Raw genomic sequence first — 21,265 nt, 5'->3', positions numbered from 1 at the left:
ACATAAACCATCCTCAAATAATATTCAGAATAAGCAAATATTATAATAAATACATATATATGTATTGCACTATAAAATACATAGACATATAGAGTAAAAAGATAAGGATATAGAAAAAAAGAAAATTACTGCTTCCTATGTAGGAAGCAGACAAAGCTAAGAATCAGACATGAAATTAGTCCTGAAAGTGCGTTCAAAGACCTTTCAGGTTCAACTTCTTCTGCTGTAACATTTGATTCAAGCTCTTCATCTTCTGATGAGAATTGGGTATCTACGGAATTTAGACTGCTTTCAGTTCGGACTTCACCAGTGATTGCAAAAGGTGAGAATCCCGGAGTTCTGGCCTCAAAGTACAGGTAATTATCATCCGAATCTATCTGTCGGGTTGAAAGTTTACTCCATCCTCCGTCATACCTGTTAAGAGCTATGGAATCAGGATCAATATTGTTGTTCTCGATCCAGTCTCTGGGCACCTTGAAGCCTATCACAGGATCTGCGATATTATCCTCAGTTGCATATCCTACCTTTCCAACCCAGATGTTTATGTTCCTGTAAACCTCTCCTGCAGGCATTGAACTAACAAACGCCGATTTGTCTACCAGTACCTCAATGGTTACTGAGATGGTTCCTGAATTCTTCAGTGATTCATAACTGACATACTGGATATCGTTACCACCTCTGTAGAAATCGAACTTCACATCACCTGTTCCTACAAAGACGGAGCTGACATCCTTTACTGCGATATTCTCATACTCTTCACCTGAGGTTCCACCACCGCCTCCTCCACCACCACCGCCACCGGTAGCGGAGCTTGTGGTAACCACACTTGAAGAGGTATTGGTTACTGTGATTGAAACGTTGAGAATATCAGAATACTGACTGTCATTTACTGTGAAATTGACATAATGGATTCCTGTCTGGTTCATCAATGGAGTCCAGTTGAACAAAAGACTTGTAACATTGAAATATGCCCCATAAGGCAGAGTATCAGCTGAATATGTCAGCGGATTGTTATCTATGTCAGTTGCATTAAGGTTGAACTGAAGGTTATTGGATACCTGAATTGTTCTAGGTGATACTGGATGGAACATAGGAGGAGCATTTACATTAAACACAGTTATACTGACATTTTCGTAATCAATAAGACCGTTTGAGCTTACAGTGAAATTAATGCTGTAAGTACCTGCATCTGTGTAATTTGTTGTCCATTCAAATACTCTTGTACTAGAATCAAATACGGAACCTTCCGGCAACTCGCTTGTAGCATATGTAATATCATCGCCATCAAGATCTGTTGCAGAAACCGTGAAAGTGAGGGTTGCATTTTCATTTATATTCTTGCTACCAATAGTTGCAAGTTCAGGTTTTCTGTCAACATCATTGACAGTAATTAACATTGATTCAAAGTCTGTTTTACCATTAGCAGTTGCATTGAACTCTATTTCATATATTCCTGAATCGTTGTAACCTGTCACCCAGTAGAACTCACCGGACTCATTATCAAGAGTGGAATTTCCAGGTAAATCTAATGCGGAGTATGTAATATCATCCTCATCAGGGTCATTTCCAATTAACTCAAAATTGATAACTTCACTTTCGTTTACAGTTACATCATCAACAGGATCAAGTTCCACTGGCCTGTCAACATTAAGAACTGTAATTGTGATAGTTTCAGAATCATTAAGATCATTTGAACTGGCAATGAACTTCACATCATAAGAACCTGAATCGTCATAGTCCGGGGTCCAGGTAAATTGTCTGGTTTCAGGATTGAAATCAGCATCATCCGGTATTCCTTCAATAGAATATGAAATCACATCATCGACATCCTGATCAGTAGCAGAAATTGCAAATCCAAGATTTGAATTCTCACTGACTGATTTATCACCTATCGAATCCAGTATAGGTGGCCTGTCAACATCACCAACATAAATTGTGATAGTTTCAGAATCGTTTAGTCCATTGGCTGATGCCATGAACTCAACAATGTACTCGCCCGATTCGCCATAAGAAGGAGTCCAGCTAAAGTCACCTGATGAGCTGAAAGTAGCTCCATGTGGCAGGTCATTTACAGAATAAGTTACATCATCACCGTCTATATCGATTGCAGAAATACTGAACTCAAGGGTTTCATTCTCATTAACCGACCTGCTATTTATGGGATCAAGAACAGGTTCCCTGTCAGTATTTGTTACAATGATTGTGACATCTGTAGTAGTATTCAAAGAATTAGAAGCTGCTTTGAATTGAACATTATAAGTTCCTTCAGAATCGAAATCAGGAGTCCAAGTAAATTCACCAGAACTAGAATCCAGAACAGAACCTGATGGTATATTGTCAGATGAATAAGTTACATCATCTCCATCAGGATCCGTTGCTGAAACAGTGAAAACCAGAGTGCTGTTCTCATCAACTGGTTGGTCCTCGATTATATCAAATACCGGTTTCCTGTCAACATTGTTTACTGTAATTATCATTGATTCCAAATCTGTTGTTCCGTTTGCGGTAGCATTGAACTCAATCTCATATATACCGGAATCAGTGTAACCTGTCATCCATAAGAACTCACCTGATTCAGTATCAAGTGAAGAATTTCCCGGAAGAACAGATGCTGAATAACTTATCTGATCTCCATCAGGATCATTTCCTGCAATCTGGAAATTAATAAGTTCATTTTCATTTACCGTTATATCATCAACTGGATCCAGCTCCACAGGCCTGTCAACATTGAGAACTGTAATAGCGATTATTTCAGAATCATTGAGCGTGTTTGAGCTGGCAATGAACTCCACATTATAGGAACCGGCATCATCAAAATCAGGAGTCCAGGTAAACTCACCGGATTCTGAATCAATAATTGAATTTGGAGGGTTATTACCTGACGAATAAGTTACGTCATCGCCATCTGGATCTATTGCTGATATCGCGAAAGTAAGAGTATTGTTCTCACTAACTGTTTTATTGATAATAGTCTCAAATACCGGCGGCCTATCAATATTATTTACTGTGATGGCTATAATCTGAGTATCTGTAAGACCATTTGAAGTGGCAATAAATTCCACATCATAGATACCTGACTGATTATACAGGGGAGTCCATGCAAATTCACCGGAATCGGAATCAAGTGTGGCTCCTGCTGGCATATCATTTGCAGAATATATTATTGTAGCTGGCCCATCAGGATCCGTGGCAGAAATTGTAAAGGCCAGTGACTTATTTTCATCAATTTCCTTGTTAGTAATTTCTGCAAGAATAGGCTTCTGGTCCACGTTAACAACAGTTATTTTAATTGTTTCCGAATCATTGATTCCATTTGCCCATGCGATGAATTCTACGTTGTAAATTCCTGATTCATCATATTGTGGAGTCCAGGTGAAATCTCCATTATTTGTATCAAAAGTAGTGCCCTCTGGCAACCCATTTGCTGAATACGTTACAGTATCATTGTCATCATCGGTTGCATTGATACTGAAAACAAGTGTATTATTCTCACTTACAGTTTTGTTGCCTATATATGACAGGACAGGTGCCCTATCCACATTAATTACATTTATTGTAATAATTTCCGAATCGACATCGATTCCATCGGTAACATTAAATTCAAAATCATATGCTCCGGCATCACTGTAACCCGTATTCCATGTAAAAGTGTCATCAACAAGGACACCAAAGCTTGCGTTTGTGCCAAAAGTAAGTGTGTCACCATCATCATCTTCTGCTGAAAGTTCGATTGTCAGAGGATAGGTTTCACTGACCTCCCTGTTTCCGATAGCCGAAAGAACAGGAGCAGTGTTTGAGCTTTCAGCATCAACTGTGAAATTCCATGAGTATGAGAAATCCAGACCATTTTCGGTAGTAGCTGTTACAGAGACGTTGTATTTACCGGTCTGGTAAGATGAAGGATTGTTGTATTCAATACTATAACCATCAGTAATCTGAACCGAATCAAATGATACTGGAACATTATTTATGCTCATGACAATAGAACTAAGATCAACTCCCTGTGGATGCACAACATCAGTGGACACCGCAGTGTTCTTACTGTCAGCCAGTGTGCCGGGTGCAGGGAACTCATTATTATCGCAGATGAAGGAAGCTACTAGTGAGAAAGGTTGTTCTCCACCAATACTCACACTGTAACCATCAACAATAAATGTATAATCTCCTCCTGATACACTATTTAATTCAATTCCTTCAACATTGTTGATATGATCCGGGGTAGAACCACCATTTCCATAATATGATTCAGAAGGACCTGTGATAATAAAGTCAAGATCGTTCATGAGATTTTTGCTAGAGTAAACCTGGCCCGGATAGTCGGTCCATACAAGAGTGGCCCTTAAAGAATTGCCGCTTTCAATATAATCATAGGTATGAATCCATGATTCACCGGTGCTCAGAGATTCACCATCATAATATGCTATAACTTTCGGGTACTCAGCCATAATGGAATTTTCAACATCAAGTCTTCCCCAACCCTGAGAGTAATCAGGTCTCCCGGTTACTTCCTGATCATCTCCGGTTCCGTATTGTCCGGGTGTCAGGTCGTATGCACCATTCAAAAGAGTTGCTTTAAGAAGAGCTGCACTTGGATTTGCTACATTTTCGTAGTCATTATAATACTCTCTAACAAGGGCAGCGGAACCTGCAACCAATGGTGTGGCCATACTTGTTCCACCCATGTATGCATAATACTGTCCGGTTGAAGAAGTGTCCCAGTCATACCATGCAGTACTTGTACTTGCCTGGGTCGAGATTATGAAAGTACCAGGTGCAACGATATCCGGTTTTATCCTGCTGTCATTTGTTGGACCTCTGCTACTGAATGCTGCAATACCTTCACTATCATCTCCCAAATAATCGTTTTTAATAGGTTCAGTATCATATTTATCGGACCAGCGTGTACCCCATGTAGAATAAGAATTAATAGAAAAAGTCTCTCCCCTGTCAGTTTCAGAAGCACCTACTGCCAGACAGTTTTTGGCAGTTGCAGGTGAGTTAATGGAACCCTGATCAACAACACCATTATCATCCATGTCCTCTCCTTCATTTCCAACAGAGAACAATATCAACATATCAGGATGCTCCCATGCAAATTTATCTAAATAAAAAGAATAACCATCATATACTCCATCTGTATCAGATCCCCAGCTATTGGTATGTATTCTCGCCCCGGCATTATATGCATCCTGGAAAACATTAGATATCGAACTGTAAAGAGGAACTATATCTCCATTATCGTCACCTATTGCCTGAAATACAAGCTCGGCTCCAGGTGCCGTTCCTGCATATTCTCCATCTGACAGATTACCATTACCAAGGACTGAACCAGTTACATGAGTACCATGTCCCGTTGTATCTTCAGCACCATCATCTGAATAATCCATAATCTCAAGTATCCTTCCCCTGAGATCTGCGTGCATTGAGTTGTCATTAACTCCCTTGTCAAGTCCGATGTCACAAACAGCAACTATTTGCTCATTTCCTTTCAGGCTAAGTGTATTATGAACAGTGTTAACCTTGAGAATCTCTGATGCAACATTATTAGATACTGTTAATTCCTGAACTTCTTCGATCCAGCTTACACTGTTGATTTGTGTAAGTTCTTCTATCCGGTCTTCACCAAGTCGTATCCACAACATTTCATCGGATTCGTCTACTATAATGCCGTCTAAAACCTCGATTTCAGACTTAACATATCCGTTGATATCAGGTTCGAAAAGATACACAACTAAATCAATAGTCCCTGTGTTTTCAGAATCTAATGAATTTATAGAGAAATCTGTTTCTTCCACATACTTATAATCAGGTAAATATCCCCCAACCCAGCGTACAAAATCAAAAGACTCAACCTGAACCCTGACGGTTTCATTCATTTTCAGCACAAATGTATTATCAGGAACGTAATCTAAAATCTCAGCATCTGTTGTTATCAACGCTTCTTTCCATTCAGGCTTTACAATGCCATTGAATTGAACCAGATAATATGTTTCTGAACTATCAGGCAATTCACTATTCACACTAGAACTCATTATATGCGGCTCTGTAGTGTTTGCATCCTTTTTCAGATCAGTATCAATATGACCTGCTTTCAGAAAGATAATGTTGTCGTCATTGTTTGCCGAAGCAAGAGATGTAAAAAACAATAAAAGTATGAAGATGAATGCAATTTTTTTCCTATCCGTCATGTATTCATTTCCTGTTTTTGTGCTGAGTATAGAAATAGAACAATCAAAGAAATATTCATGATATTATGTAATTAGTAAATATATTCAAGTAAACTTGTATATAAAACATAACGACTATTAAAAAAATATTATATATAATGTATGAATATAAATATCAAGCGAGATGAGCAAACATAAAAATAAAATAAGAGACACTTATTGAAAAGTGCCGAAAGTCTTTAGAATTTTCTTCTTCTCCAGAATCCTATATATATGGCTCCAAGAGTTCCCACCACAAATACTGATGCAAAGATATCTGAACTCGTGAATGTCGGAGTATTTGAACTCTCGGTATTCTCGACAGCTTCCTGTGTCATCTCATATCCTTCAATGTAATTGTCAGGAGTTGATTTTCCAGAATCCTTTAATGGTGCGTCATAATCTGTTCCTGCTCCACCTGAATCAGCCATCATCGTCTGGTTGGATGAACCAGAACCATCTGCCATTGCTCTTTGGACAGAGTTGAACGAATCATCTTTTGTTGTTTTCAATGAACTTGTATCAGTTGCTTGTTGTGCCACAAACTGATCTTGCAGGGTAGCTTCATACATTCTTTCATTGTATTTTTGCTGTATTTCCGGAGGAACTCCGGCTCCCGACATAAGACCCTTTGTAAAATCATCCAAAGCCATATTACCACATGTGTGGTGACAACATGTTGCCCCGTATTCTGCAACTGATTCCACGTACTCATTTACAAGTTTGTTAACTGAATCCTCCGACATTTTTATGTAGCCTTTACGTACACCTTCCAGCATCCTTGCTGTAATGGACTGGTATGCACCTGGATTGTTCGCATTGAAGAACTCCTTCATATCATCATTGACGTATGTTTCAAGCGCATTTTCCCACATACTGTCATCGACGAGTTCAGGATTAGAGACTTCCCAGCCCCAGAGATTGTCAAAGAACTCAGCCATCATTCTGCCACCGGAATACCCGGAATTCATCATACCTTCGATCCACTTATCATTAAGATATCTGGAACGGATGTTGACGTTGATATACCGGCCAAGCTCCACCATCTCTGCCTGGTCAGGATTCCTTGTATCAGACACATACATGTCAGGTGTCTTGCCGCTTACATACCTTGTAGCAAGATTCAGACCACCGAAATACTGGAAGAAATCATCGTTATCAAGCGTATCATACAGGTTGGAAGAATCGGAGTGTACTGAAGCATCCACATTCATCAGGTTACCTCTGAGAAGTTCGGAACAGTCAAAACCCCAGAGTTCACTTCCATAAGCATACCCCATCTTATCAAGATACAGCTCGGCGATCTCAGATTCATTTTCCCATGTACCACTAGCTTCAATTGCATTTCCAACAGCTATCTCGTAAGTACCGTCACGAACTGCGAAGCACCTCATTGTTGACAATTTACCTGCCATCTCAGCTGAATATGTCTCATTTCCTGTGCTGTTCAGGAATGAAGCATACAGATCTGTGTAGATTGCCTGTGTGCTGATATTAATATAGTTCGGATAGTTCCCCGGCTCTGCAAGGTTCGCAAGTTTTGCAGCGTCATCGAGCATCTTCAACTTATCCGGGAATGCATCACGCATACCAGCAGTAGTATATACTATATCAATACGAGGTCTTCCTGGTGCAGAGGTATCATAGTCCGGCAGAAGTTCTTCTTCAGATAAAAGCTCTATTCCTGTAACTTTACCATTCCTGTCCCATATCGGCTTTACACCCATCAGATACAGTGCCTCTGCTTCAAGGGTACCATGGTCTCTGATGAACTCTACTCCAAACCTGGAGAAGGATACTTTACGTGGGTATTCACCGTGGTTCTCATAGTAGTCTATAAGCAACTGTTGTGCAAGCACCTTTCCAAGCTTCCAGGTTGCTTCTGATGGATAGAGTTCTGGATTGACACCATAGAAGTTCCTTCCAGTTGGAACCGCATTAGGATTCATCACAGGATCTGTTCCCGGACCTGCCGGAACGAAACCTGCACTCAATGCAGATATCACACGATCAATCTCAATGGCACTGTCCAGGAGGTTCTGCCTGCAATCAAGACCAAATTCCAGATCCAGATTCACTGACTTGTTGATCTCTCCATAGACCATCAACTGAGCATCATCTGGACTTGTTCCATTGGTCATAACCTCCCATACCAGAAGATCGATATCTGTGTCATTAAATGGAATTCCAAGTGGATATTCATTTAAAGGATAGAAAGCTGCCGTGATATTGTCCTCAAAATAACTTCCCATCATTGACCTTACCATTCCTGAAAGCTCATCCCTGTAAGGACCTGTGGAATTGGTTGAAGGAACCTCTCCAAGTATGTGCATTCCGTATGGTATGTTCTCTCCTTCGATATCTTCAAGATATTCATGGAGTATATCTTTAACAAAGCCATCAAATTGTGATTCATCATAAAGGTAAAGTTCCGTTGCATTGACCTCAAGGTCCACATCAACTCCGGATTCCACCATTTCATCGATTATAGCCATCTGATATGCCTGTTTTGTCTGCAATGACATCTCAGGTCCATAGTACTCCTGGATGAAGCGTGACATGTTTTCCAGTTGACCATAAGTTCCTGATCTTTCAAGTGTAGGTGTCAGATGATCGATGATCAGTGCATTACCACGATATTCAGCTGTAAGTCCTTCACCGACATTTGCCACGATGTAAGGATAGATGTTAGGCAGATCCTGCAGCAAAAGTGGTGCCCACTCTGCTGAGCGGTTCATACCATATGCCTGTCCCGGCAACCATTCGTGTGTTCCATGGGTGCCCAGATGAATAATCGCATCAGCATCCCAGTCATCATTAAGCCATAAATAGAAAGCAATGTATTGGTGTGGTGGTGGAACAATGCTGCTGTGATAAAGTGCATCGTCATTCTGAATGAAACCCCTTGCTGGCTGCGGCATAATCCATACATTACCAAACTGGACGGTTGGAATGACAATGAATTTCTCACCAAGATCATCTTCCCAGATCATAAGACTCTTATTCTGTGGAAGGTCTTCATTCCATGGTTCTCCCCATTCCTGAATGACCTGATCCTTAAGATCATCAGGTATCTCCTCTTCAAACCACTGATGATATATTTCCATTGGTATGAGCTGAAGTCCCCATTCGGTCCTATTCTCAATCATTTCATTCATGACACCCGGAGCCCATGAACCGGCATTGATACCCTGTGCCCATATCATTTCAAGAAACTGGCTGTTATTATCAGGAACACTTTCCACAGTGAAGTTGGCTCCATCCATTTTATTGAGCAACAGTCTCATGCTTGAGATGGTGTCCATATAACTTGCACCGATGTTATCTTTTCCTGATGGATAGTTGTAGTAGATGATTGCAACTTTCTTGTCTTTATTCTCATTAAGTTTCAGTTCTGCCCAGTTTATGGATCTATTAACAATCCAATCAACCTGTGCATCCCTTGCTTCAAAAACACTGGTCTGTGTATCAGGATTATATATGCTGTCACCCACAACTATGTATTCAAAAATACCATCAACGTTAGGGCCTATGGTCTTGCGTACCACCTGGCCATTAGGTATTCCACGATTCTCATCTGCAGGGTCGTAAGTATTTGTACTTTCAACAACAATACCCCTGAGAACAGGAACGTCCAGAGCCTCAAGTTCTTCCAGACCTTTTGTGTTATTGAAATAATTAAGCCTGAAACTTTTCAGTGAGATCACACTTTGTACGAGAGGATTACCTTCCTCATCACAATAGTATTTGATAATATCATCAAAGGTATCGAATCCTAGTATTACGTTACAGTCCTTTGATTCGATATCTTCCACAAGTGCATCAACAACTTCTATATTTCCATCTTTGATATCGGACCTGTGCATCCACATTCCTATGGTGGGCTTGCTTGGATCATATACTCTGTGTGAACCAGCGTAATCTGAATACCATGCAAGATATTCTTCTGTTGTCTCGAAGTACTTGCCTTCATAATCAGGATGATAAAGACCTATGTCAGGCAACGATATCTGACCAGGTGTTACGTATTCCCATTCATCTGTGAGCTCAGGATTATTTGTAAGTTCCTTTGTAAGATAGATAAGAAGATTCTCTGCATTAATTAACTGGGAAGTGGTTGCAGTTCCCATATTATTGTAGTAGTTACAGAAAGTGATATTCTCTGAACCTTCGTAAACATAATCGAAGTATTCAGGAGTGTTAATGGAACGTATATCCACCAGCACAGTACCGTTATCATGTGAAGCACTTAAGGAGATGTTCATTGGATTGAATATATTATCTGCGAGCATATCACAGAATATAACATCCTGTTCAGACAGAAGACCTCCTTCGCCAGCGGCTATCAGTTCATCACTGGGTCCGGCCCAGGTTGTTGTGTTGTATGATGGAATATAAGTGTACTCTATATTCTGACTGTATGGATTTGTCTGACTTGCAGTTGCAAGTGCATCACTTGGTGCCCAGGCAATGTACATTACCTTGAGAGTTACCCAGTTATCTGTGATCTCCGGATGATTACCGTATTCTGTTGCGAGGTAGTTGAGCAGATTCTCAGCATTCTGTTTTTCTACCTCGCTTTCAATACCCATGCTGTTGTAGTAGTTGCATATAGAATCATCTATCGAGCCATTGGAAACATAGTCAAAGTAAGCAGGAGTGTTTATGGATCTTATATCAACCAATGATACTCCATTATACTTTGCATCAAAGAATGAAGCATTTAGAGGGTCGTAAATACTTGCAGAAAGCATGTCACAGAAGATGACATCCTGTTCCTCTAGAAGTCCGGAATTTGCAGCTTCAATAAGTTCGTCACTTGGTCCGGCCCAGGTTGTAGTGTTATAGGAAGGAATATAAATGTAGTTTATATCTTCAGCAAACGTAGCGTTCTGACTTGCCATTTCCAGGGCAGGATTTGGCACCCATCCTACATACATGATATCTATTTGTTGTTCATCCGCCGATACAATTGTTGTTAATGATAATAACAACAATATACTTGTCAATAATATAGATCTTGTTTTTGTTTTCATATTATCCCCCGAAATATACCCGAACAAACAAAGCCTCCACAATGTCGCAATGTTCGCATATTAACTTGAATCTAAAATCTGTTGAAACAGGATTTCATCTATTCATAAATAAAATCCTGTACCAACATGTAAAGTAATGTATTCTTTTTTCGAACCACCGTATGCATATTAATTTTAGATATTAACTCAGAAGCGTTGAACAAAATATTGAACTTTAGACTTGTGAGTATTAAAACTAACACATGATAATCATATAAAAGTTTCGTTTTGAAATAGTAAAAAATAATGGTACTTTTACAAGAAAAGTACCAAAAATTCTCAGAAAAATATTTAAGTTATTTTCTTCTCCAGAATCCCAGATATATAGCCCCAACACCAGCAAGAACCAGCAAGGAAGCCATGAGCTCTGAACCGGTCATTGAAAATCCGCTTCCACTTTCAACCTCAGGAACAGTTTCCGGTGTCATCTCATAGCCTTCAACATAGTTATCAGGTGTTGATTTCACAGTGTCCTGAGCAGAAGATGCCATATCCATACCCGCTCCAGAATCGGACACTGTTGTCTGGTTAGTTGAGCCGGATACGGCTTCTCGTATAGTCAATTCAGTATTCTTTGAGCTACTGCTGTGACTTCCACTACTACTGCTGGTGGATACATCCGTCTCTTCAGAAGAACTTATCTCTGTCAGAATAGCTGCCTGCATTATTCTCTTGTATTCTGCTGCTGTTGCATCATCAACAAGATCTTCAGATTCCATCACACTCTGGATGAATTTATTCAAAAGCGGATTTCCACAAGTATGGTGACAACATGTTACACCATTCTCTACAGTGGATTCTACATACTCTTTGACGAGGTTATTACGCACATCATCTGAAGCATCCCAATAATCAGTCCTTATTGAATCCAATGCCGTTGCAGCCATTGACTGATAGGCATAAGGGTTTGTGGACTCCAGATACTCATCCACCCCGATATCATACTGGTCTTCAAAGTATGTTTTATACAAGTCGTCCATCATTTCATCGGTAACAAGGGAAGGAGCAGTTACATCCCATACTCTCATTACCTCATAAACCGAGTCCATGTAACGAGTACCATCAAATCCATTACCCATCATCCCCTCTATCCAGTTTGGATTTAAATATCTAGAACGCAGGTCCTTATTCAGGAACTCACTGAGAGTTTCAATCTCTGCAGTGCTGCTAAGATCATTGATATACATAGCAGGCGCTGAGCCACTTGCAGATTTCACTGCCATGCTGAGCCCACCGAAATAGGCTGCAACCATATTGTGATCAAGTACACCATATAGATTTGATGTCCTACTGAATACTGCCGTATCCACATCTGCAAGATTCATTTCCAGAACGTCAGAATAATGCTCACCCCAGATTCCTTCACCATAAACATATCCCATCCTGTCAATGTAGAGAGAAGCTATCTCATCGGGGTCTTCCCAGGTATCACTTGTTATCGCTTCCTGGATTCCTGGTGTATATCCACCAAGAGGCGGACAGAATATCTTGGCTACTGAGAGATTGTATGCAAGTGATTCATTGTATCCTTCTTCAATGAGAGACTGATATGTTTCATTGGAATGAATTCTCACATAGTTTGGATATGTGTCATCGTCTGCTGAAGCTGCTAGTTTTATAGCTTCATCAATGAGTTCGATCTTGCTTGGATACACATCACGGTAAAGACCTGAAGTAACCACCATAACATCTATCCTTGATCTTCCAAGTTCTGAAGAATTCATAAGTCTTAGGTCCGACACCCTGTTCTTGCTATCATATTGTGGTTCAACTCCAAGTAGTTTGAAAATCTCAGATTCCATCACTCCCTGATTTCTTGTTGTTTCCACAGACCACAGCAGGAATGCTATCTTTTCAGGATATTTGCCATCTTCCTCAAGTTTAAGGTCAAGCATTTCTTCTGCAAGTTCTGAACCTACATCCCAGGCTGCCTTTGTCGGAATCAGACGATCATCGAATGTGTAGAGATTCCTACCTGTTGGCAACGCATCCGGATTCCTTATCGGATCGCCTGATGGTCCAGGAGTAATGTAAGTTCCATCAAGAGCATCCAGTATCTTTGTAATCTCACATTCTGAGTCCTGTATCCTGTCAAGATAATCCTGTGCAAGTTCCAGGTCAGCATCAAGCTCTGTGGAGTTCTGACCCAGTACTAGTATCTGTGCATCATACGGAGAACTTCCATTGAGTATTGTTTCATTCAATAACAAAAAAGAAAGATCCTCGTTTCCTCCAAGTGCTTCCACATGCTCTACATAATCATCTCCAAGCATGCTTTTTATGAGCATTACAAGACTTTCTCCGTCAGGAACTTCTCCAAGAATATGTGAACCGTATGGCATGTAAGCTGTCTTGATCTCATACAGATAATCAGATAATTCATCAATGAATTCGTCTGTCATCGTAGCATTGCCCTCTATGGAATAAAGGTCTGCTCCAAGATCATTATCCAGATAAAGGGTCCTTGTCTGGTTAAGGATGCTCTCCCTGTAACTTTCCAGAACTGCAGAATCTGTTGCCTGCTTGAAAAGTGTTATTTCGTCCTGGAGATTTGCAAGGTCACCATAAAGACCTGAAGGAACTATAGTTGGTGTCATGAAATCAATAATGAGCATGTTTGCCCTTCTTCTGTCAAAGACACCTTCTGCGTCCATTGGAAGAACATGAATATGAGGCATATCCTCAAGCAACAATGCTCCCCAGTCCTTTGCTGAGAGACCGCACTCCTTTCCGGGCATCAGTTCCACACTTGAGAATATGGTGAACAATGCATCAGCATCATATTCTCTTGACATGTATTTGTAGAATGCAAAACACTGGTGTGTTGGTGGATATGATCCGTTGTTATACATTGCCTGCTCACTGGAAGACCAGCCGTGCTGTGGGTCCGGTGAAAGAAGGATGTTTCCAAATTCCAGAACAGGAATGACAAGATATTTGCCGGTCTCATTCTCGTACACCATGATGTTTCCAGGCGCTTCGCCCCACATATCGGTCATTTCATGCTGCTTTTCCTGTGGAAGCTCATCGAACCATCCCATATATTGAGATTCAGGAATGAGTATCACAGTTCCGTTCTCTACCATGCTGTTCAGTTCACCGGGAGCCCAGTTACCTACATTGTGTCCTCTTTCGACCATCATGTCAGCGAGTTCGCTGGAATTTGGCAGCGGATCATTTCCAACGTTATAACCACGCTCTTTCATGGCTTCAAGCAGGTTTGCAAGACTTGCCTGTGCATCAAGGTAATAATCTATATCAGCACCAACATCTGCTTTACCACCTTCCGGATTGTAATATGGGATTACAACTTTCTTCTCGGAATTATCTTTCTCATGCAGCTCTGCCCAGGATATTGTCCTGTCAACGAGCCATTCTACCTGATAATCAATTGGCTGGTTGTATTCAATGCCTGTTGCTTCATCTATTGCTTTTCCACTAATGACAATTGGTTCTATTATACCATCAAGCTCTGCATATGCAACCTGATATTGTTGGGCAGGTGGTACGCCTTTGATGCTGTCCTCCCATTCTTCAACACTTACTCCGGAGAACAGACGTGCACCATCGAGCATGGTTATATTCAGTGTTTCCAGATCGGCAATTCCCTGTGCATTATCTTTGTAATGTAGACGTGAACCACGGGATATTACAATTGCAGCATCAGCAATTGATTTAGTATCAAGCATCAGATAGCTAAGTGACCTGTCATCCTTGTATGCATAGGTTGTGACAATGGCATTGTATCCTTTACCTTCTATTTCCTCAACAAGAGGATCAAGCAAAGGCATATCCCTTTCCACTCTTTTGTAGCTGGTAGTTATGATTGCAATTGTAGGTTCTTCCGGATCATAGGTTCCTTCTGAACTATACCAGTCAAGATAATCACTTAGGTTATCATATATATGAGGTCCAAGAGGATGATAAATGCCATAAACAGGTCTTTCCATCGGTTCTGTGATCGTATAGTTCAGGTTGAAAAGTTTTACTCCAAGGAAAGTAGTTAGTCCTTTAAAATTATCCTCTGATGCATATTCCTGATATAATCCAATATCAGAATATTCGGATTCGGATGTATTAATTGTATGGAAATCATAAGCCTGCAGAGTTTCACCTATGGATACGATCTCTGCACCATTTGCTTTTGCTTCATTTACCGTAGGTGTAATTGAATCTACTACATAGGCATCCAGGTTTCTCAGGACAACAAGGTCCTGATCACTTAGATCAAAACTAAGATCTGCATAAGATGTTCCCAGATAGATGCTAATGTTCATCTGGGAACTTATTTCGGGATCTTCTGCCACATTCTGCATTAGAGTGACCGCATATGGCCTAGAAAGGACATAACATATCTTTGGTCTGCTGTCTTCAGCAATAGGATCATCAATAATGATAGGATTACTATTTACAGATGCACTCTGAACAGATTCCTCCACCATGCTATTCTCTATGGCTATTTTTTGTTCGTCATCAATCGAATCTGCTAAAACCGTAGTTGTCAGCAACATTAAAATCAAAAAAAATGCACTTAAAATCTTGCATTTCCTGATGCTATTTTTTATCATATCGTACTTCACCACTTTTTGAACCAACTGGTTTGATTTAAGTTCACTTTATTTGTGTTAATTTTCAATTTAGGTATCTTTGAAAGATCCATCAACCTTAGGTAGTAGTGGTATTCAATGAAACATTGGCGTAAGATATTGAATTTGCACCTGCAGCACACAAAGTATTACTAATTGTTAGTACTGAAACAAACAATAAGCTTAAAATCAATGAAATTACTTTTGTATGTTGCATATTACCACCCGGTGATGTGTGAGAACACTCCTGAACTTGCTTGGCGGCTACACAGGAGTGTTCATAACTATTATCAGATACTTATTTCAATAACCACTTTCCTTCAGAACATTTCTTTTTCCAATGATTTCCTTTAGTTAGAACTATAAAAGAGCAATAATTTGTCAATAAGCATCTTATTATTAAACCATTTGATTTGCATTAAGGATATCTATATGTGTATATATGCAACAGATATAAGCTTATTTGATTATACTAATTAGCATATAATGATATGTTAATTAACATATAAGAATTAAAAAAATAAAAGGCACTTTTACAGGAAAAGTGCCAAAATTGATTTTAGAACTTCCTTCTTCTCCAGAATCCTATATATATGGCTCCGAGAGTTCCCACCACAAATACTGATGCAAGAACATCCGAACTTGAGATAATAGGACTATTCGTACTATCGGTATTATCGACAGTTTCCTGTGTCATCTCATAACCTTGAACGTAGTTGTCAGGAGTTGATTTTCCGGAATCCTGCACTGGTGTGTCATAATCTGTTCCAGCTCCACCTGACTCTGTCATCATAGACTGGTTGGAAGAACCGGAGCCTGCAGCCATTGCTCTTTGGACAGAGTTGAGCGAATCATCCCTTGCCTGGACAAAATCATCTTCGGTTTGTTGCTGTTGAACAAAGTTATCCTGGAGAGTTGCTTCATACATCAACTCATTATATTGTCTTTGCATTTCCGGAGTAAGTCCTGCTGCCTGCATCTGACCCTGTACGAATTCAGCAAGTTGCATATTACCACAGGTGTGGTGACAGCAGGTAACACCGTCATTTACAACTGATTCAACATACTCTTTGACAAGATTGTTCAAGGTATCATCTGAAGTGGTCCAGCCTTCCTTCCTGATAGTTTCGATCATTCTGGAAGTAATAGACTGATACTGGTATGCATTTTCTTTCAGGAAGTCATCCACACCTATATTCTGTGAGTCTTCGATATATGTTTTATAGATCTTGTCCCAATCCGAATCAGTTACAAGACCAGGGGTAGTTGCTTCCCAACCCCACATATATTCAACTGTTTTCATCAGCTCCCTGGCACCAGCGTAATCATACTCCATCATTCCGTTTACCCAGTTAGGATTAAGATATCTGGCTGCCAATTCCTGACTGAAAGCTTCGTCAAGAGTAATGACCTCAGGATTGTCTACACTGGTAAAGTCTGCAATGAACAATGAAGCATCACCACCAAGTGATCTTATAGCCAGTCCGAGTCCACCAAGGTATTGGTAGAAATCGTCATTGTCCATAATACCGTAAAGGTTTGATGAGTCACTGTGTATTGCTGCATCTACACCGGCAAGGTTGAGCTTGAGGACTTCCTCATAGTTTTCACCCCATACCTCTGCTCCATAGACATTTGCCATTCTGGAGAGGAAAAGATCAGCAATCTCGGTTGAATTTTCCCATGTGTCACTTGCTTCTACTGCTTCGGTAACACCGGTACCATATGTTCCAGGTGCTTCACTGAAGATCCTTGACCTTGAAATGTAGTGTGCAATACTTTCATTGTATCCCATTTCAAGCATAGCATCCTCAATTACAAGTGAATTCATTCTCACATAGTTTGTCTCATTAGTCTCATCAAGATCAGCAACTGTGCGGACCGCCGAGTCTAATAGTTGAAGCTGGAACGGGAAAGTATCACGATAGAGTCCGGAAGGTACAAGCACCACATCAATCCTTGGATGTCCAAGTTCATCCAGAGGTATCACGTCAAACTCTCCATTGAGCCTGCCTGAACTTCTCTTTGGCTCCACACCCAAGAGTTCGTATATCTGGGCTTCCATCAGACCTTCGTGGCGCATTGTTTCAACAGACCACAGTACAAAGGAAACCTTGGTCGGATATTCTCCGTTCTCTGCGTAATATGAATCAAGCCATGCATTGATTACTTCACGTCCCATTACTTCTGTCTCTTCGTCCGGGATGGTCCTTTGATCGAAGCTGTAGAAGTTCTTACCTGTTGGAAGTGCACCAGGGTTACGTATTGGGTCGTTACCGGTCTCAGGCTCGATATATTCTGAACTCAGTGCCTTAAGAGTATTATCTATCTCCTGTGTTGTAAGGTTGAGGTTGTTGCCATATTCAATAGCTAATTCAAGATCAGCTGTGATGGTCTCATTGACCTGACCAAGGACCATGAGCTGTGCATCAGAGACGTTGGTACCATTCAGCAATGTAACATTCAAAAGCAAGAAGGCATCAGCATCCGCTTCATCATTCCAGTCTTCCTCTGTTCCATTGGTCTTTGGCAGCACATCATAGATGTGTTCTACAAAGTCATCACGAAGCATGGATTTGACCATGGTGACAAATTGTTCGCCTTCCGGTGCCACACCAAAGACATGCATTCCGTAAGGTATGAGTTCATCCTGAAGCTCATGCAGGTAATTATGCAAAGTGGTATCGACAAAGCTTGCAAACTCGTCCTCCGACATTGCGGTCAGGTTCTCGGTGGATACACCAATATCCTCTCCCATTGTGAGATTATCGTATAACTGTATGGTAGTGTTACGATAGAGTGCTGCCATTTCCGTATCATCGTCTTTTGCTTCAAGGTACTCATGGATCTTTTCATGCATTATAAGAAGTTCACCATAGAGTCCGGCTTCAACAATCGGAGGTGTCAGGTGATCAATAATGACTGCATTACCACGGCGCTTTGCCTGTGTACCTTCTCCCACATTATCCATGATGTATGGGTAAACAACAGGTGTTTCAGCAACCATTATGGATGGATAATCATACCTCCAGAGTCCTACTTCATTGCCAGGTAACCATTCCTGAGTACCGTGAGTACCAAAGTGGATCATCGCATCTGCATCATAATCATTGTTGATCCAGAAGTATGTTGCAAGATACTGGTGTGTTGGTGGTATGGATTCATTGTGGTAAATCAGTGACTCATCAGAAAGTCCTGCCCTTGTTGGCTGTGGAACGAAATTGATGTTACCAAGCTGTATTGTTGGTATGACAAAGTATTCACCGCTTTCATTCTCATAGGTCATGATATCTCCAGGTGCTTCTCCCCATGTACCCTTGACCTCTTCACGTACGCTTTCCGGAAGTTCGTTGAAATATTGTAGATAGTCATCTACAGGAACCATTGTAACATATCCACTTTCGACAACCTTTTCAAGCTCTCCGGGAGCCCATGTTCCAACATTCCTGCTGGTTATGAACAGATCAATGAACTCACTTCCATTTGGAATGGTGTTGTTTCCAAGGTCATATCCTTCTTCCTGCATTGCTTCAAGGAGCAGTGTGAAACTTGAACCGATATCAAGATAACTGGCTCCGATATTGTTCTTACCACCTTCGTGGTTGTAGTAGATGATGGTAACCTTCTTGTCAGCATTCTGCATTTCTCTGAGCTCTGACCAGGCTATTGCCCTGTCACATATCCATTCCAGCTGATAGTCAAGTGGTTCATAGTAATACTGTTCTGTATCAGGATCCTGTGTCCTTCCTGCGACCCATATGTAGTCGGTAAGACCATCAATTTCCGGCTGTGTGACCTGAGATGGAATTGATGCGGAACTAAGTCCCTGTACATTCGCAAGGTATTCTTCAGGTGATTGGTAGTAGTCAGTAGCACCTTTCAACACAGGAACATTGTATTTATTCTGGAGGTAGTCCACACCTGCCTCCGGGTTGCCATAGTTCAGGTAGAATCCTTTAATGGAAATGATTGCATCAACCAGTACCTCTCCATCTTTAGTGAAAATATCCACATCTTCGCTAGTGACAATGTAACTGGCATGAATAACATTGCATCCCTGGGATTCCAGGTACTGGATTATTGCATCCTCTGTTGTAAACTCAATGGAACTTTGACCGAATTTATTTCCAATTACACCTATAGTAAGTGCTGAAGGATCATAGCCGTGGCCTTCATACCATTGGAGGTATTCTGCACTATCCTCGAATATCCTTGGGAATGCATCCGGATGGTAAATTCCATCTTCAGGAACAACAGGTTCTACTGGATCTGCATATTCGATGTATGCATCTGTAAAAGTAGCTCCTGTGCAGCGTATCCAGTACTCCATATTGGTAAATCCATTGTTGTACAGATAGTCTTGCAATATGGAATAATCGGCTTCCAGATCAAAGGTAGTAAATCCATAGATATCAGCTACACTATCGAAATGACCTATCTCTGCACCATTGGCTTTTGCTTCAAGCAACCTGTCCTTTATTGCAGCAGTTCCATCTGATCCCATCATATGTATTATTATAACATTTTCATTGCTGAGGTCCACAGAATCGTTGACAGCTTCAAGGGTGCCCATTACGTTGACGTTGAAACGGTCTGTGATAACATCCCTTTCATCAATGACATTTTTCATATAGGAAACAGCGCTGTCAGAACTGAGGATGAATGTCAGGTTTTCCTTTGAAAGAAGAATTTCAGGTTCATCTATGGCTGGACTTCCTGCCATGAACTGAAGCATATTCTTCATGTTGGCCTCTCCGCCCTGTATCCAATATCTTTCAATATCTGTGTACTCATCTGAATACAGGTCAACGTTTGGCAAAGTAATATTGGCTGACAGATTATAACCAATGACATTGGCTGAAGAATTTATACTGTAATTCCATCCTTCTACTGCATTTTCATCCAGTGATTCCATGAAGATCAATGAATATGCCGAGAAATTATAGTCCGCAGTTGGAATATTGTCATTTGTCAGGATAGTAATGTTCATAATGGATGAAATTTCGGTATCGTTTGCAGCATTGATCAGGTCTGCTTCATTATAATCCGTGCCCAGAATGAATAATACATCACCACTGCCAATAAGACTGGTACTCTCATCTGCGTTAAGAATTGTTTCTACAAAAGTGTCATCATGTGTTGCCAGATACATGAGAAGATTCTCAGCATTCTCGATTCCTTCTTCAGAAGTGTCGATTGCCTGGTAGTATGTACAGATTGGATCAGGATAGGCAGCGCCTGAGATGACATAGTCAAAGTAGGATGGAGTGCTGCTGGTACGGATACTGTAAAGTTCTGCTCCGTTATCCTGTGCAGACTTGAAACTATCATTTATGGTACCGTTATAGGCGTTGAATGTCTTGCTGCCCATCATATCACAGAAGATGACATCCTGTGT

Annotated in this window: 4 protein-coding genes; all 4 read right to left on the bottom strand. The window is 40.7% G+C overall.

The window, feature by feature from the left end; genetic code table 11:
• Positions 1-125: 125 nt before the first annotated feature.
• Entirely contained in the window at positions 126-6,188 is a 6,063-nt protein-coding gene (locus J2746_RS12695; RefSeq protein WP_209621669.1) for a putative Ig domain-containing protein, read from the bottom strand.
• 218 nt (positions 6,189-6,406) lie between these two features.
• Entirely contained in the window at positions 6,407-11,242 is a 4,836-nt protein-coding gene (locus tag J2746_RS12690) for a cobaltochelatase subunit CobN (RefSeq protein WP_209621666.1), read from the bottom strand.
• A 335-nt stretch (positions 11,243-11,577) separates the two neighbouring features.
• Positions 11,578-15,792: a cobaltochelatase subunit CobN gene (locus tag J2746_RS12685; RefSeq protein ID WP_245250160.1), complete on the bottom strand. Its 4,215-nt coding sequence runs from the start codon at positions 15,790-15,792 to the stop codon at positions 11,578-11,580.
• 634 nt (positions 15,793-16,426) lie between these two features.
• Positions 16,427-21,238, bottom strand: a complete 4,812-nt coding sequence (locus J2746_RS12680; RefSeq protein WP_245250159.1) for a cobaltochelatase subunit CobN — start codon at positions 21,236-21,238, stop codon at positions 16,427-16,429.
• Positions 21,239-21,265 lie beyond the last annotated feature (27 nt).

It is taken from the genome of Methanolobus bombayensis (assembly GCF_017873415.1).
Classification (GTDB): Archaea; Halobacteriota; Methanosarcinia; order Methanosarcinales; family Methanosarcinaceae; genus Methanolobus; species Methanolobus bombayensis.
The sequence above is the reverse complement of the archived record's forward strand: the minus strand, read 5'-3'. Positions and strand labels throughout refer to the sequence as shown.